At 51.9% G+C, this 17,494-nt stretch carries 11 protein-coding genes; 9 read left to right on the top strand and 2 right to left on the bottom strand.

The window, feature by feature from the left end; genetic code table 11:
* The first annotated feature begins 7 nt into the window (after positions 1 to 7).
* From fmt to CUC53_RS11055, 4 genes are all read left to right on the top strand, one after another.
* Positions 8 to 952 carry a methionyl-tRNA formyltransferase gene (fmt, locus tag CUC53_RS11070; protein ID WP_100294221.1) on the top strand — a complete coding sequence of 315 codons (945 nt, stop codon included), beginning with the start codon at positions 8 to 10 and terminating at the stop codon, positions 950 to 952.
* A 54-nt stretch (positions 953 to 1,006) separates the two neighbouring features.
* On the top strand, positions 1,007 to 2,299 hold the full coding sequence (rsmB, locus tag CUC53_RS11065; RefSeq protein ID WP_100294220.1) for a 16S rRNA (cytosine(967)-C(5))-methyltransferase RsmB: 1,293 nt from the start codon (positions 1,007 to 1,009) through the stop codon (positions 2,297 to 2,299).
* 87 nt (positions 2,300 to 2,386) lie between these two features.
* Positions 2,387 to 3,763 (top strand): Trk system potassium transporter TrkA, encoded by a 1,377-nt coding sequence (gene trkA / locus CUC53_RS11060; protein WP_100294219.1) that lies wholly within the window; start codon positions 2,387 to 2,389, stop codon positions 3,761 to 3,763.
* 95 nt (positions 3,764 to 3,858) lie between these two features.
* Entirely contained in the window at positions 3,859 to 5,301 is a 1,443-nt protein-coding gene (locus CUC53_RS11055) for a TrkH family potassium uptake protein (RefSeq protein WP_100294218.1), read from the top strand.
* Between the two features lie 193 nt (positions 5,302 to 5,494).
* Here CUC53_RS11055 and typA read toward each other — a convergent pair whose 3' ends face one another.
* Positions 5,495 to 7,306 carry a translational GTPase TypA gene (gene typA / locus CUC53_RS11050; protein WP_100294217.1) on the bottom strand — a complete coding sequence of 604 codons (1,812 nt, stop codon included), beginning with the start codon at positions 7,304 to 7,306 and terminating at the stop codon, positions 5,495 to 5,497.
* Between the two features lie 351 nt (positions 7,307 to 7,657).
* Between typA and glnA the strand changes: the two genes are divergently transcribed.
* The 5 genes from glnA to add all read left to right on the top strand — a co-directional run bounded on the left by glnA (position 7,658) and on the right by add (position 13,526).
* Positions 7,658 to 9,067, top strand: a complete 1,410-nt coding sequence (gene glnA / locus CUC53_RS11045; RefSeq protein ID WP_100294216.1) for a glutamate--ammonia ligase — start codon at positions 7,658 to 7,660, stop codon at positions 9,065 to 9,067.
* 116 nt (positions 9,068 to 9,183) lie between these two features.
* On the top strand, positions 9,184 to 9,765 hold the full coding sequence (locus CUC53_RS11040; RefSeq protein WP_100294215.1) for a DUF4124 domain-containing protein: 582 nt from the start codon (positions 9,184 to 9,186) through the stop codon (positions 9,763 to 9,765).
* 80 nt (positions 9,766 to 9,845) lie between these two features.
* Positions 9,846 to 10,901, top strand: a complete 1,056-nt coding sequence (glnL, locus tag CUC53_RS11035; protein ID WP_100294214.1) for a nitrogen regulation protein NR(II) — start codon at positions 9,846 to 9,848, stop codon at positions 10,899 to 10,901.
* A gap of 9 nt (positions 10,902 to 10,910) precedes the next feature.
* Complete coding sequence (gene glnG / locus CUC53_RS11030) at positions 10,911 to 12,329, top strand: nitrogen regulation protein NR(I) (RefSeq protein WP_100294213.1); 1,419 nt, start codon at positions 10,911 to 10,913, stop codon at positions 12,327 to 12,329.
* Positions 12,330 to 12,470: 141 nt separating this feature from the next.
* Entirely contained in the window at positions 12,471 to 13,526 is a 1,056-nt protein-coding gene (gene add, locus CUC53_RS11025) for an adenosine deaminase (protein WP_236757908.1), read from the top strand.
* Positions 13,527 to 13,890: 364 nt separating this feature from the next.
* Here add and CUC53_RS11020 read toward each other — a convergent pair whose 3' ends face one another.
* Complete coding sequence (locus tag CUC53_RS11020) at positions 13,891 to 17,493, bottom strand: ATP-binding protein (RefSeq protein ID WP_100294212.1); 3,603 nt, start codon at positions 17,491 to 17,493, stop codon at positions 13,891 to 13,893.
* Position 17,494 lies beyond the last annotated feature (1 nt).

The following is a 17,494-nucleotide window of genomic DNA, read 5'->3' as shown; positions in this document are numbered from 1 at the left end:
TGCCCCATTGAATAAGCTGAAACTGATTTTTGCCGGTACACCCGACTTCGCCGCCCGTCATCTGGCGGCGTTGTTGTCTTCCGACCATGAGGTCGTGGCCGTTTATACCCAACCGGATAAGCCCGCTGGTCGTGGTCAGAAACTTACTGCCAGCCCAGTCAAAGCGCTGGCGCTGGCCCACAACCTACCGGTTTACCAACCTGACTCCCTACGTAAGGAAGAGGCGCAAGCCGAACTGGCCGCCCTTGGCGCCGATCTGATGGTCGTGGTGGCCTATGGCCTGATCTTGCCCAAAGTGGTACTCGATACCCCACGTCTGGGCTGCATCAACGTCCATGGCTCCCTGCTGCCCCGCTGGCGCGGCGCTGCCCCGATCCAGCGCTCCATTTGGGCGGGCGATAGCGAAACCGGTGTCACCATCATGCAGATGGATGTGGGGCTGGATACCGGCGCCATGATCCGCAAGGTTAGCTGCCCCATCGCGGCTGATGAAACCTCCGCCAGCCTCTATGACAAGCTGGCGGAGCTGGGCCCGCAGGCACTGGTCGACACCATCCATGCCATGGCGGCCGGTGAGACCGCGGCCGAGCCACAAGACGATGGGCTGGCCAACTACGCCGAGAAGCTTTCTAAGGAAGAGGCCCGCATCGACTGGTCGATGGACGCCACTGCTATCGAACGTTGCATTCGCGCTTTCAATCCTTGGCCCATCAGCTGGTTTGAAGTGGCAGGTCAGACGATCAAGGTATGGCAAGTCACCGTCATCGACAGCGACCACGGCCAACCCGCCGGCACTCTGCTCAAGGCTGATAAGCAGGGGATCGATATTGCCACCGGTAAGGGAGAGCTGCGTTTGCTCACCCTGCAACCACCGGGCAAGAAGGCGATGTCCGTTTCGGATCTGCTCAACTCTCGCCGCGACTGGTTTGAAGCCGGCACGCTCTTGGATTGAACCGTACTGACACAAGCGGGGCTTGGCTCCGCCTTGTGCATTTAAGGGAATGCTATGAAAACACGTGCACAGGCCGCTCTCGTTATTCAACAGGTGCTGGATCAGGGCCAATCCCTCTCTGCTGTTCTGCCTGCTGCGCAGGAGAACGTCGCCCCTCGCGATCGCGCTCTCCTGCAAGAACTCTGTTACGGCACCCTGCGCTGGTTGCCCCGTCTCGACGCCGCAGTGAGCGAGATGATGGATAAACCGCTCAAGAATAAGAGCCGGATTTTCCACTATCTGATCTTGGTCGGTCTTTATCAGCTTATCTACACCCGGATTCCTGCCCATGCCGCTGTGGCTGAGACCGTCAACGCGGTCAAGCTGCTCAAAGGCTCCTCCCTGCGTGGCCTCATCAATGGTGTGCTGCGCAACTTCCAACGGAGCGCAGAAGTCATTCTGCTGCGCATCGACCGCGTTCCCAACATTCGCCTCGGTCATCCTGAGTGGCTCACCAAGCGGCTGCGTCAGGCCTATCACGATGAGTGGGAGTTTATCATGGCGGCGAACAACCAGCGCCCCCCCATGTGGATCCGCAACAACAGCCAGCGCCAGAGCCGCGAGCAGATGCTGGTGCGCATGGCCGAGGTCGGCATCAATGCCGTGGCCGGTGAGGAGGGCGAAGATTGCATCCTGCTGGAACGCCCTTGCGACGTCACCAAGCTGCCCGGCTTCGAAGTGGGTGACTGCTCGGTACAGGATGGTGCAGCACAGCAAGCTGCGGCACTGCTCGACCCGCAAGCGGGCGAGTGGGTGCTGGATGCCTGCGCGGCTCCCGGCGGCAAGACCGCCCACCTGTTGGAGCGTCAGCCCAAGCTTGCGGGGGTGGTCGCCGTCGATGCCGACGAGCACCGCCTCAAACGGGTGCAGGAGAATCTAGACCGTATCGGCCTAGCCGCCAAGGTTATCCACGGCGATGCCGCGGCACCGGAACAGTGGTGGCCAGAGGGGCAGTTTGACCGTATCCTGCTGGACGCCCCCTGCTCCGCTACCGGGGTGATCCGCCGTCACCCTGACATTAAGTGGCTACGCCGAGATCAGGATATTCGTGAGCTGGCTGAGCTGCAGCGCCGGATTCTCAATGCCCTCTGGGGCAAGCTGAAAAGCGGTGGCACCCTGCTGTACGCTACCTGTTCGGTACTGCCGGAAGAGAACCGCGAGCAGATCCGCGCCTTCTTGGTGGCGACCAAGGATGCTAAATTAGTGCCGCTACATCCGCAGGACACGCCAGATTGTCCGGGCCGCCAGTTTTTGCCAGGCGAAGCCGAGATGGATGGCTTCTACTATGCCAAATTGGTCAAGCTCTAAGCCGGGTATGAAAAACCCCTTTCAGGACCGCAGCCAGCACCCTGCTGGTTGTGCCTTTTACTGCATCAACGTGAGTAGACGTTCCCTATGAAAATCATCATTTTGGGAGCCGGCCAGGTTGGCGGCACTCTGGCCGAAAACCTGGCGGGGGAGAACAACGACATTACCATCGTCGATACCGACAGCGAGCGTTTGCGTGAGCTGCAGGACAAGTTTGACCTGCGGGTAGTCAACGGTCATGGCGCCCATCCCAAAGTGTTACGCGAAGCGGGAGCCCAAGACGCCGATATGCTGGTGGCGGTCACTAACAGTGACGAAACCAACATGATCGCCTGCCAAGTGGCTTACTCGCTGTTTAACACCCCGAACAAGGTGGCTAGGATCCGCTCCCCCGCCTACTTGGCCGAACAAGACCGCCTGTTCCTGCCTGAATCGGTGCCCGTGGATCATCTGATCGCGCCAGAGCAATTGGTGACGGATTATGTGCGGCGCCTTATCGAGTACCCTGGTGCCTTGCAGGTGGTCGATTTTGCGGATGGCAAAGTGGGGTTGGTAGCAGTAAAAGCCTATTACGGCGGCCCACTGGTGGGTAATGCGTTGTCTACTTTGCGCGATCACATGCCTAACATCGAAACTCGGGTGGCGGCGATATTCCGTCAGGGCCGCTCGATCCGACCACAGGGCACCACCATAATCGAGGCCGATGACGAGGTGTTTTTCGTTGCCGCCGCCGGCCATATTCGGGCGGTGATGTCGGAGTTACAACGGCTTGAGAGCCCCTATCGGCGGATCATGATTGTCGGTGGTGGTAATATCGGTGCCGGCTTGGCCCGCCAGCTGGAGAAACGCTATAGCGTCAAGCTCATCGAGCGTAATCAAAAGCGGGCGGAGCAGCTCTCCGAACTGTTGGAAAATACCATCGTGTTTTGCGGTGATGCGGCGGATCAAGAGCTGCTCGTCGAAGAGCACATCGATCAGATCGATGTCTTCATCTCCGTGACCAACGAGGATGAGGCCAACATCATGTCAGCCATGCTGGCGAAGAAGCTGGGCGCGAAGAAGACACTGGTGCTGATCCAACGCAGTGCTTATGTCGACTTGGTGCAGGGGGGATCGATTGATATTGCGATCTCGCCGCAGCAGGCGACGATCTCCGCCCTGTTAACTCATGTGCGCCGCGCTGATATTGCCAACGTTTATAGCCTGCGCCGCGGGGCAGCCGAGGCGATTGAGGCGATTGCCCATGGTGATGAACACACCTCTAAGGTGGTGGGTAAGACAGTGGGTGAACTCAAGCTGCCACCGGGCACCACCATTGGTGCGGTAGTGCGTGGTGATGAGGTGCTGATTGCTCACGATCGTACCCAAATTCAGCAAGATGACCATGTGGTGATGTTCTTGGTAGATAAAAAATATATCCCTGAAGTAGAAAGACTGTTCCAGCCAAGTCCATTCTTCTTGTAATCTGCCGATGCATCCCAGCAGCACCCAGCAGACCCGGTACAGCCTTTTGAGGGATTGTCCGGGTCTTTTTTAATTCAACGCACAGGCTACCCAAGATGATCAAGCTGCGCCCTATTCTCTTCACTCTCGGGCTGGTGTTATCCAAACTGGCGCTTTTTATGTGGCTGCCCACTCTGTTGGCCCTATTGACTGGTTCTGAGGGATTTGTTGAGTTCCTCAAATCGGTGCTGATTACCCACGCTGCCGCCCTGCTCTGCCTCCATGCGGGGCGTAAAGCGGAATTTCATCTCGGCGTGCGGGAGATGTTTCTGCTGACCACCTCGGTGTGGGTGGTGGCCTGTATCTTCGGGGCGTTGCCCTTCGTGTTTATTACCCACATCAACTTTACCGATGCCTACTTCGAGACCATGTCTGGGGTGACGACGACCGGCTCGACGGTGCTGTCTGGTCTGGACAATATGGCGCATAGCATCCTGCTGTGGCGCTCCATCCTGCAGTGGCTGGGCGGGGTGGGGTTTATCGTGATGGCGGTGGCGGTGTTACCCTACCTTAACGTTGGCGGCATGAAGCTGTTCCAAACCGAAAGCTCAGATTGGTCAGATAAAAGTGCACCCCGTGCCAAGACGGTGGCGAACAACATAGTGGGGGTGTATCTGGTGCTCTCGATGCTCTGCTTCATGGCCTACTGGGCTAGCGGCATGACCTTGTTTGAGGCTATTAACCATGCGATGACCACCCTGAGTACCGGCGGCTACTCTACCTCCGATCAATCCATGTCCCACTTTTCTAACGCAGCACATTGGATTGGCACCCTGTTTATGTTTCTCGGCGGGTTGCCTTTTCTGCTTTATGTGCAGAGCGTCCATCACAAAGATTACAGCCTGCTCAGGGATGCGCAGGTCCGAGGATTTTTTTGGTTAGTGGTGTGGGTGACCCTCATCATGAGCCTTTATCTTTGGAGCCGGGAGCTGTTTAGCTTTAGTGATGCGCTGCGGATCAGCAGTTTTAATATTGTCTCAGTCATCACCACCACCGGCTATGGCTTGGGGGATTTCGGCACGTGGGGGCCGCTTGCTAGCATCGTGTTTATCTTTTTGCTGGCGCTGGGAGCGTGTTCTGGTTCCACCTCGGGTGGGCTCAAAATCTTCCGTGTGCAGCTGGCATTTTCGTTGTTCAAGAAGCAGATGCGTCAACTCATGCACCCTTCTGCGGTGTTTCCACAAAAGTACAATGGCCGCACCGTCCATGACGCCATCATTCGCTCGATGATCGCCTTCGTACTGGCCTATTTTGCTATCATCCTGCTGATTGCCGCCCTGCTTGCTGCCATTGGTCTTGACCCTCTTACGTCTATCTCGAGCGCGATCACTGCCGTGGCTAACGTGGGGCCAGGGATGGGGCCTGTGGTGGGGCCAAGCACTAACTTCGCTAGTTTGCCTGATTCGGCTAAGTGGTTATTGTCGTTTGGTATGTTGCTAGGGCGGCTCGAAATCTTGACGGTGATCGTGGTGTTCTTCCCCTCTTTCTGGCGTCAGTAAGTTCAGTCGTCAAATCACTTCAACGCCAGTACACGTTAGGCACTGTGCTGGCGATCTTATCGATGCCATGCACCGTTCGGGTTTGCTTTCTCACCGGATGATCATATTGAGATGGCCACTATAACAAACGGGCCCAAACCAGAGGTTTGGGCCCGTTTGTTTGCCTAATTGGGGAATGATTTACCCCATAGGATTAGCTACGGCCAGCGCGCTTACGATCCATTTCAGTTAGCAGCTTTTTACGGATACGGATGCTCTTTGGTGTCACTTCCACCAGCTCATCGTTGTCGATGAATTCGAGGGCTTGTTCCAGTGACATACGGATGGGCGGAGTCAGCACTTGGGCTTCATCCGTACCAGAGGCGCGCATGTTGGTCAGCTGTTTGCCCTTCAGGCAGTTAACAGTCAGGTCGTTGGAACGTGAGTGGATACCGATCACTTGGCCTTCATACACTTCGGTTGCGTGACCGATAAACAGACGACCGCGGTCTTGCAGACCAAACAGGGCGTAAGTCAGGGCCTTACCGGTTGCGTTGGAGATCAGCACGCCATTCTGACGCTCACCGATGCTGCCACCCTTGTGCGGACCGTAGTGGTCGAAGGTGTGGTACAGCAGACCGGTACCGGAGGTCATGGTCATAAACTCGGTCTGGAAGCCGATCAGGCCACGGCTCGGGATCATGAAGTCCAGGCGGACACGCCCCTTGCCATCCGGCGTCATGTTGGTCATTTCGCCTTTACGCAGACCCAGTTGCTCCATCACGGAACCCTGGTGCACTTCTTCAACGTCTACCGTTACGGTTTCGAACGGTTCTTGTAGCACACCATCAACGGTACGCAGGATGACTTCCGGACGAGACACAGCCAGTTCGTAACCTTCGCGACGCATGTTTTCGATCAGGATGGAGAGGTGTAGCTCACCACGACCGGATACACGGAACTTGTCCGGATCATCAGTCTCTTCCACGCGCAGGGCCACGTTGTGGACCAGCTCCTGGTTCAGCCGCTCCAGAATGTTACGGGAGGTCACGAACTTGCCCTCTTTACCGGCAAACGGTGAGGTGTTGACCTGGAAGGTCATGTTCACGGTCGGCTCGTCAACGGAGAGCGGTGGCAGGGCTTCAACAGCACCGTTGTCACAGATGGTATCGGAGATTTTCAGCTCGCCTAGGCCGGTGATAGCGATGATGTCGCCGGCTTGTGCATCCACGACTTCGGTGCGAGACAGTCCCAAATAGCCTAAGACTTGGCCGACTTTGCCGTTACGGGTCTTGCCGTCAGCACCGACAATGGTGACCTGCTGGTTAGTTTTGACACGACCACGAGTAATGCGGCCGATACCAATTACGCCAACGTAGGAGTTGTAATCCAGCTGGGAGACTTGCATCTGGAAGCCACCCTCTGAATCGCCCTTGGGGATTTCTACGTTATCAATGATGGCTTGGAACAGGGGTTCCATGTTGTCTGACGGCGTGTCTTGGTCCAGCGTGGCCCATCCATTCAACCCTGAGGCGTAGATCACCTTGAAGTCGAGCTGTTCATCACTCGCACCCAAGTTATCAAACAGATCAAATACTTGGTCCATTACCCAGTCAGGACGCGCACCCGGACGGTCGATCTTGTTGATCACCACGATCGGTTTCAGACCTTGGGCAAATGCCTTCTGAGTCACGAAACGAGTTTGTGGCATTGGGCCATCAACGGCATCCACCAGCAGCAGTACTGAGTCAACCATGGAGAGTACCCGCTCAACTTCACCACCGAAGTCGGCGTGCCCGGGGGTATCTACGATGTTGATACGGTAGTCTTTCCAACGGATTGCAGTGTTCTTAGCGAGAATAGTGATGCCACGTTCCCGTTCCAGATCATTGGAGTCCATGATCCGTTCTTGGCCTTCCGTGGAGCGGTCCAAAGTGCCGGACTGCTGCAGCAGCTTATCCACTAGGGTCGTTTTGCCGTGGTCAACGTGCGCAATAATCGCAATATTGCGTAAATTCTCTAACATTCTCGCCTCAATCACCGGGTAAAATTGGGCGCTAATTGTACTCTTGCCTTTGTGATCTGCCTAGCAGAATTACAGCGCGCCAGTGGAGTGCAATGGATCTAGATCATGGACGGTCGTAACAAACTCTGCTTAAGATCAGCAGTGCTTGTATACTACGCACCATTTTAGTGCACCAAGACGATCCAAAGGCGCACTATTTTGATGCAATACGAGATGAGACAGCCTAGTTGGCGCACAAAATCCCGTGAGGATCGCCCCAAATCAGGCTGTCACAAACTTGGCACGATACTGGCTTAGGTGGATTCGACGACGTATTCATCTAACGAGTTTTAACACCGGAGGTTACTTAGCATGTCTGCCCAGAACGTTTTGGCATTGATCCAGGAACATGAAGTCAAGTTTGTTGATCTGCGTTTTACCGATACCAAAGGTAAAGAACAGCACGTATCTATTCCTTCTCATCAAGTTGACGAAGATTTCTTCGAAGACGGCAAGATGTTCGATGGCTCCTCTATCGGCGGTTGGAAAGGCATTAATGAATCTGACATGGTGCTGATGCCGGACGCGGCTTCTGCCAAACTGGACCCGTTTACCGAAGAGACCACTCTGAATATCGTCTGTGACGTGCTGGAGCCTGCCACCATGCAGGGCTACGACCGCGATCCGCGTTCCATCGCCAAGCGTGCCGAAGACTTCCTCAAATCCAGCGGCATTGCTGACACTGTGCTGTTCGGGCCTGAGCCAGAGTTCTTCATGTTCGACAACATCACCTTCTCGAACACCATGGGTCATAGCTTCGTCAAGATTGAGTCTGAAGAAGCGGCTTGGAACTCAGGCACCAACTACGAGCATGGTAACAAGGGACACCGCCCATTCGTCAAAGGCGGTTACTTCCCGGTTGCGCCGGTCGATTCTTCTCAGGATATCCGCGCCGCCATGTGTCTGGTGCTGGAAGAGATGGGCCAAGTCGTTGAAGCTCACCACCACGAAGTGGCCACTGCTGGTCAGAACGAGATCGCCACCCGCTTCAATACCTTAACCCTGAAAGCGGATGAAGTGCAGGTACTGAAGTACGTGATCCACAACGTGGCTCACGCTTACAACAAGACTGTCACCTTCATGCCAAAACCCATGTTCGGTGACAACGGCTCTGGCATGCACTGCCACCAGTCGCTGGTCAAGAATGGCGTTAACCTGTTCGCTGGCGACTTGTACGGCGGCCTGTCCGAGATGGCTCTGCACTACATCGGCGGTATCATCAAACACGCCAAGGCCATCAACGCCTTCGCCAACCCAACCACCAACTCCTACAAGCGTCTGGTGCCGGGTTATGAAGCACCGGTCATGCTGGCCTACTCTGCCCGCAACCGCTCTGCCTCCATCCGTATCCCGGTGGTACCGAGCCCGAAAGCTCGCCGCATCGAAGTGCGCTTCCCGGATCCTGCTGCCAACCCATACTTGGCCTTTGCAGCTCAGTTGATGGCTGGTCTGGACGGTATCATCAACAAGATCCATCCAGGTGATGCCATGGACAAGAACTTGTATGACCTGCCGCCGGAAGAAGCCGCAGAAGTGCCGACCGTTGCCGGCTCTTTGGACGAAGCCCTGTCCGCTCTGGATAGCGATCGCGAGTTCCTGACCCGCGGTGGTGTGTTTAGCGATGACTTCATCAACTCCTACCTGGAACTGAAACAGCAGGATGTTGACCGTGTGCGCATGACCCCGCACCCGCTGGAGTTTGAACTGTACTACTCCGTCTAAGCCGAAACCGCCTGCCCGTTTAAACTTGGTCAGTGTGCTTAATCGTGACAAAACCCGCCATCTGGCGGGTTTTTTCTCTGATAGGATTTAAGCAAGATACCGTCAAGGAGAGATGGATGAACCACAAGCATGGTGTAGGGATGCTCACCCTCCTGTTGCTGACCTCGTTTAGCGCAGATGCGGCCAAGGTCTACTCTTGGGTCGATAGCAATGGTGTGACCCATTACACCGATACTCCTCTGCCTGGCAAACAGGCAAAAGAGGTTGATTTACGCATTGCCCCATTTATTGGTAATGCTCCCCGCTCAGTGCAGGTCAGCAACTTCAACGAACTGACAGGGAAAGGGGCTAAGCAAGCGCAGGGCGAAGCCAAGTTGAGCATCGCACTGCTGGTGCCAGAGCAGGGTGGTACCTTACGGGACAATACCGGTAACGTAGTGTTTCATGGGCAGATTAATCCTGCTGCCCCTACTCAATACGATGTGCGCCTTACGCTCAATGGCCAAACCGCCGCCTTGGTTAGCAATAACCCGGTCATCCGAGTTGAGAACCTAGATCGCGGTGCTCATGTGGCCCAGCTCGATCTACTCGCCAAAGACGGTACGATCCTTGCTAAATCCTCCCCTGTTACCTTCTATCTGCATAGGGCCAGCAACCTTTCCGCTCCGAAGCCCACTCCTAAGGCGAATCAGGGATGATCTAAGGCTGCGATGCGGGTAAACTTCACGCACCATATTGGTGCGAATTATGTGTGTCGCACCGCTTTAGGGAGAAATCAGTGCCAACCCGCTCGGATCATGCCAAAACCCTGTTGGATAATCTGCTGACCGCTGTGATTGTGATGGATGAGCGACTCTGCATTCAATTTGTTAATCCTGCCGCCGAGCAGCTGCTCTCTCTCAGTAAACGACGCTTGATCGGGCTCGAACTACCTTATCTGTTGGAGCATATCTCCGTTGATCTACAACGTCTTAAGCAGTGCTTGCTATCAGGACAAGGTTTTACCGATAGTGAAGTGACGCTGGTGGTAGAGGGGGAGGCCTGCTTGGTTGAGCTGAGCGCAACCCCGATGGCCGATCAGCACCAGCGCTTGTTGGTCGTGGAATTACGAAAGATCGACCAGCAGAAAAAAATTAGCCAAGAACAGCAGCAACATGCTCAGCAGTTGGCGGCCAAGGAGCTGGTACGCGGACTGGCCCACGAAATCAAGAATCCACTCGGCGGCCTGCGCGGTGCCGCCCAGCTTTTGCAAAAAGAGCTACCAGATCCAGCCCTGCGCGAATATACCGGCATCATTATCGAGCAAGCCGATCGGCTGCGAGTGCTGGTGGATCGGCTGCTTGGGCCCCAGCGACCGGGCCGTCACCAACTGCATAACGTGCACTCCGTGTTGGAGCAGGTACGCCGATTGGTGGAGTTAGAGCTGCCCCCTGCGGTACGCATCGAGCGGGATTACGATCCCAGCATCCCTGAATTTGAGATGGAGCCGGATCAGCTGCAGCAGGCGTTTCTCAATATAGTGCGCAACGCTGCCGAGGCACTGGGCGACCAGACCGGTCTTATCCGCATCAAAACCCGCACCGCCTTTCAGATCACCATCCATGGCCAACGCTACCGACTGGCCACCGAGATCAAAATTATTGACAACGGCCCCGGCATTCCCGAAGCGATCCGCGACACCTTGTTTTATCCGATGATCACCGGCAAAGAGGGAGGTACTGGGCTCGGTCTCTCCATCGCCCAGACCTTGATTGATCAGCATAAAGGCCGGATTGACTGCATCAGTTGGCCGGGACACACCGAGTTCACCATCTTTTTACCGCTTCGCAAATAAGGGGACCCCATGACTGCCAAGGTATGGATCGTCGACGATGACAGTGCTATCCGTTGGGTATTGGAACGAACGCTCGGTAGTGAAGGCTTTCAATGCGAGAGCTTTGCCGATGGCGAGGCGTTATTGCACGCCTTGGCGCTGCGCTCACCGGATGTGATCCTCTCTGATATTCGCATGCCTGGCATCGACGGCTTGAGCCTATTGGAGCAAATTCATCATCGGCAAGCTGACTTGCCGGTGATCATCATGACGGCCCATTCTGATCTTGATAGCGCGGTCAACGCCTACCAGCGCGGTGCTTTTGAATACCTGCCCAAACCATTTGATATCGACGAAGCGGTCACCTTGGTGCGTCGTGCCGAAGCCCATCTTAGAGAGCAACGCACGAAGCGCAAAGCGCACCAACAAGAGGTGCCCAGCACGCCAGAGATTATCGGTGCAGCGCCTGCAATGCAGGAAGTATTCCGCGCTATCGGCCGTTTGTCGCGCTCCAGCATCTCGGTGCTGATCAATGGCCAGAGCGGCACTGGCAAGGAACTGGTCGCCCATGCGCTGCACAAGCACAGCCCGCGTGCCCACCAGAACTTCATTGCCCTCAACATGGCTGCCATCCCTAAAGATCTCATCGAATCAGAGCTGTTCGGTCACGAGAAGGGGGCCTTCACCGGCGCCAACAACATCCGCCACGGCCGCTTCGAGCAGGCCGACGGTGGCACCCTGTTTCTCGACGAGATCGGCGACATGCCGCTGGATGTGCAAACTCGGCTGCTGCGGGTATTGGCCGATGGCCAGTTTTACCGGGTGGGTGGCCATCAGCCGGTGCAGGTGGATGTGCGGATTATCGCCGCTACTCACCAGCATCTGGAGAAACGGGTGGCTGATGGCGAGTTTCGGGAAGATCTGTTCCATCGCCTTAACGTGATTCGCATCCATATCCCCGCCCTCAAAGAGCGCCGCGAGGACATCCCCCAGCTGGCTCGCCACTTTTTGCTGTGTGCCGCCAAGGAGCTGAACGTGGAGGCGAAGAGCTTGCACCCAGATGCCCAAGACTACATCAGCCGCCTGCCTTGGCCGGGTAACGTGCGCCAGTTAGAAAACACCTGTCGTTGGCTTACCGTCATGGCAGCAGGCAAAGAGGTGTTGGTGAGTGATTTGCCTGCTGAGCTGCTTACTCCCATACCCAGTGTTGCCACTCCCGAGCCAGCGCTGCCGCCGAGTGACTGGCAGCAGCAGTTGCAACGATGGATTGCCAGCAAACTGGTGGAGGGTGAAACCGACATCTTGGCTGATGCACTGCCCCAGTTTGAGCGGATTATGCTAACTACCGCACTGACCCATACCCAAGGCCATAAACAAGAAGCGGCTCGGTTGCTAGGCTGGGGGCGTAATACCCTTACCCGTAAGCTCAAAGAGCTCGATATCTCTTGAGCTAGGATAAAAACGTTTCCCATCACGTCCTTCTATTCGGATCGCTAATCGCGCCCGCCTTTAGTACCTCGCAGGGTATCTTTTTGGCACGCCCTGCCTAGAATGGCAGGGTTTCCACCCTAACTAGATGAGGGCGCCAGTATGATTGACAGATCTCTTCCCCTGACCGATTTGCATCGTCATTTGGATGGCAACATCCGTCTGCAAACTATTCTTGAGTTGGGCCGTCAACACAATATCCGACTGCCAGCCGATGAGCTGGAGACACTGCGCCCTCATGTCCAGATCGTGGAGAAAGAGCCGAGTTTGGTAGCGTTCTTGCAAAAGTTGGATTGGGGGGTTGCAGTGCTGGCCGATTACGATGCGTGTCGCCGAGTTGCCTACGAGAATGTGGAAGATCTGCTGCGCGCCAATATCGACTATGCCGAGCTGCGCTTCAGCCCTGCCTATATGGCGATGGCCAACAAGCTGCATCCGCAAGGCGTAGTGGAAGCCATTATCGATGGCGTGGCCGCTGGCAGCCGCGACTTTGGCATCAAGACTAACCTGATTGGCATCATGAGCCGAACCTTCGGCACCGAGCAATGCCGCCGCGAACTCGCCGCCTGTCTGGCCTATCGCGATAAGTTGGTTGCCATCGATCTGGCCGGTGACGAGTTGGGGTTTCCCGGTGACCTATTTACCGACCATTTTCGCCAAGTACGGGATGCCGGCCTACATGTCACCGTGCATGCAGGTGAAGCAGCGGGCCCCGACAGCATCTGGCAGGCCATCCAGAATCTTGGTGCAGAGCGGATAGGCCACGGCGTCAATGCGATCCAAGACCCCGCCCTGATGGCTTATCTGGCCGAACAGCGTATTGGTATTGAATCCTGCCTGACTTCCAACGTGCAGACCACCACAGTGATGAACCTGAGTGAACATCCCATTCGCCAGTTTTTAGCTGCAGGCGTACTCGCTTGTCTCAATACCGACGATCCGGCTGTGGAGGGCATCGACTTGCCCCATGAATATCAAGTCGCTGCACCTGCCGCGGGCCTGACCATCGACGAGATCCGTAGTGCTCAAAAAAATGGCTTAACTTTGGCGTTTCTAAGTGAGGCCGACAAAGCCGCTCTTTGTGTTCATGTCTCTCACCGCTTGCTCGGAGCCGGCGAGAATAACACGGTAGCAGGCCATAGCTTAAAGCTAAGATGAAGAGCGAAATTGGAATGGTTGGCTAACAACGCTTGCAATACCAAGCTGTGCATATAGAGCACAACTGGCTCTTAGCAAGAGTATGAAATACACCGTTGTCATTGAACACTAAGAAAACCTATCCCAGTCGGTGTGATTAGTGCAGTCTGCTTGGCTCGCATCGCGTGGAACCGAGTACACACAGTACGTCAGGATTTCGAGCACGAAGCAGGGCCAACATGGTTAGCTAAATAGCCTAATGGGATAGGTTCTAAGGAGCGAGAGCGGCATCCTCGCTGAGGGACGCAAGCAGGATAAGCCGCCCCCTCAAACACCCTTAGGAAAAGTATATTAAAAGCGATATCGTGCTTCTCAAACCGCTTATTTATACGCCACGAGTATCGCGCCAATAGTTCACACCTTTTTGAACTTGCTCAAATACCTCCTGCAGTTGACGTAATGCACTCGGCATACACCAAGCCAGTCTCGGTGATTGCTCCCATTCAATGCAACAAGCAACAAGCTGGTCAACACCAATTATTCGAGCGCCACCTTTTATTCGATGCAAATGGTCAAGAAAACGCCGACAGTCATTATTATTACTCGCTTCTGCTAGCGCGACTAAATCCTCTTGGGTCGCAAGCATGAATGCTTCTAGCAATGGATAAACTGAGACCGCATTACCCGGCGCCAGCGAATGAATAACTTCATCAATCCGGTCAGCAATCGAAATTGTCAAATCAGCATCTTGGTGAAAATCATATTTTGCTAAACAATTTTCTAACTCATCGAGGCTAACTGGCTTAAAGAGACAATCATCCATCCCTACTAATGTTGCATTTTGCATTTGTTCTTGACGTGCATCAGCCGTTAATCCAATGATAACAGAGCGTTTACGCTTCTCTTGTAACTCTTGCTGACGATAGTGAGTCGTAAATTCTAAGCCATCCATGTCCGGCATATTAAAGTCGGTAATAATAATATCAAAATATTGGTCAGCTAATTTAGCGAGTGCATCCTTACCTGACTCTGCCATGACAACCTCATGTTTGAGGAACGTCAATTGTTGATTTAATAGTAATCGGTTGGTTGGATGATCATCAATTATCAAAATATGATGGCTGCGAGCCGAAGGCTCAAAATTACTACCTAAAATATCAATTTTGGTATTATCACTATGAAGAGCTACCGTTTCTAAGCAAATGGATACAGATATTGTTGTACCTTTACCTAATTCACTTTCTAACTCTAAACTACCACCCATCATCTGGCATAACGTGCGACTGATCATCAATCCCAATCCAGTTCCCGAGCGTTGGACATCCGTTGGCTGAGTTGCCTGACTAAATGGCTGAAATAATATATTTTGATCTTGTTCACTAATTCCAATGCCGGTATCTGACACGATTATTTTTATACAACAAACATCACCTGTTGATTGCAACTTCAATGCCAGAGTAACACTACCCTCACGGGTGAATTTAATAGCGTTACTAATGAGATTTGAGATTATCTGCTTGTATCGAACAGGGTCTATCATCACTATTTCATCGTCAGTGATATTGCAAGTGAGCATTAATCCTTTTGCTCTGGCATTAGCTGTAAACACATTGAACACTGAACGGCTTAGCTCAGCGATGCTATGTGGTGCTGGCGCTAGCTCGAGCTTCCCTGATTCTATTTTTGATATATCAAGGATATCACCGATAAGAGATAATAAATCCAGCGCTGAATTGTGAGCAACTGAAATAGACTCTCTTGCTTCAGCACTTATGTTTTCTTTACGTAACGTTAACTCAAGTAAACCAATAATCGCATTCATTGGCGTGCGAATTTCATGACTCATGGTAGCCAAGAAAGTTGACTTTGCTTTATTGGCCTCTTCTGCTCGATTAGATGCTTCCGATAGATCATTCATGAGTGCATGTCGATCACTAATATCTATCCACCCTCCCACTACACCAGAAATATTGCCTGATAGATCTCGATAGGCATGCAACCAGTAATATACATAAAAGGTTCGACCGTCCATTAATAAGACTTGATGGTCACCTTCATATGGTTGACCGGTTCTGTATATTTCATTATATACTTTTCCTAATTCTGACATTGATTGTTCACTGAGCGGTAATTCGACATATTTACCGCCAATAAATTCTTCTTTTTCTTTTCGATGGAATAAGGAAAAACTACTATTACACAGTATTAAATCACCTTGCTCATTACGAGCAAATATTGGATGAGGTATACTATCAACTAACTCCCCCATAAATTTTAATTGTTGTTTTAACTTAGTCTCAGCCAATCTTCTTTTTCTATTTTGACGTCGCAATGAAATGGTCCAGAACACCATCAGAATCAGAGTAATAACAATGGATATTAACGATGCACCAAAGTGTCTAAAAATATCATTAAAGCTAATATCATCACTGGCAGGACTAACACGCCAGCGACTAGGTAAAAAATCTATTTCATTAGGTGGAATAGAAGATAAAAACTTATTAATTACATCTATTAATACTTGATTATTTTTATTTGCTGAAAAAACTATCGCAATAGGTTCTGAGTCATATAGTTCCCCTGCAATGGCAAGACTATCTGGAAATTCATTATCAATTGAATACTGGGCTAATCGTAGCGGTAACAATGTAGCTAGACACTCTTTTTTAACAACACATATCGATAAATTAGAGGTGTATACAACTTGTACACTCTCATCTTTATAATATTCCAGAATACTTTCAGATACTCCGCCTTTCCTTACACCGATAGGACCAGCCTTGATTACATCTCTGAAGTCACTGTATTTCCCCAAATCCCCTTTTCTTAATACGTATACCAAAGGATCTAACATGACAGATCTAGAAGATAAAAAACCATATTCGTTACTTCCGAATGAGCTTAATATAGTCAAATCTGCACTCCCTGAAGCAATAGATTTTACTTGCTCAGAAAGTGTTTTATCTTTTGTCATGATGACGTTAATTTCTATACCCAGACTTAATTTCATTGCTTGAACAATATCAGCGAGGACACCTCTGAAATTGCCATTTTCATCAGCATAAGCAAAGGGTGGAATTCTCGAATTTAAAATAATAGTAAGGTTTTTCTTTTTTCTTAGATAAGCTATTTCATCCTCAGATAAGTTAAGTCTATTGCTGGATAGTGATATACCACCACCGCTCCAACGTTGATACATTTCATCTTTCTGAACATCATTTAATTTTTCAATGGATTGATTTAAAATTGATGTTAGTATCGTATTATAGTTTGCAACTGCAAATGCAAACCCTTGAGATTTAAATGGAATGAGACTTAATAGCTGAAGTGAGTCTTGATATAATTTATTAACAAGAAAGTTAGCTGAAATTGTGTCAACAATTACAGCATCAGATATTTTATACGCCACACTAGCTATCGCACTATAGACGCCAGAATAATAAAGTATTTTTTTTCCTGGAAAAAAAGTATTGATGAATTCACTTGAAAGATAATCTTGTGGTACAGCTAGTGTATGGACATCTTCTAGTTTCATCCCCAGCCTGCCATATATGGATGGGGTGTCGTGTGCGTAGGGACTTGTTAATCTAAGCCCTTGACTAAATTCATAATCATTTGCCGCACCAATAAGGTCCGCCTCTCCTTTCTTGATTGCTAACAAGGCTGCTGAGCGTGAGGGGTAGCTTTTAGCAACAAAGTCTATTTTTAGATTTGATGAAATGACACCGATAACATCCGCAGTTAAGCCTTCATAAGTTTCTCCGCCACTGCGAATTTTTATGTCATGCGGTGGATATTCTTCTTTAGGTACAGCCAATATCAAACGCTTTTTATGTTTCAACCACAGTTTTTCATCTGATGAAAGATTTGTCAGTACACTTTTTTCATCAGAGCTTGACTTGCGGGATAAAATATTCATGAATCCATCTTGAGCAAAAACTGAATTCATAAATAATAATGACAAAAAAAACCAAAGATATTTGCGCATG

This window comes from Aeromonas cavernicola, from assembly GCF_002795305.1.
Taxonomy (GTDB): Bacteria; Pseudomonadota; Gammaproteobacteria; order Enterobacterales; family Aeromonadaceae; genus Aeromonas; species Aeromonas cavernicola.
The sequence above is the reverse complement of the archived record's forward strand: the minus strand, read 5'-3'. Positions and strand labels throughout refer to the sequence as shown.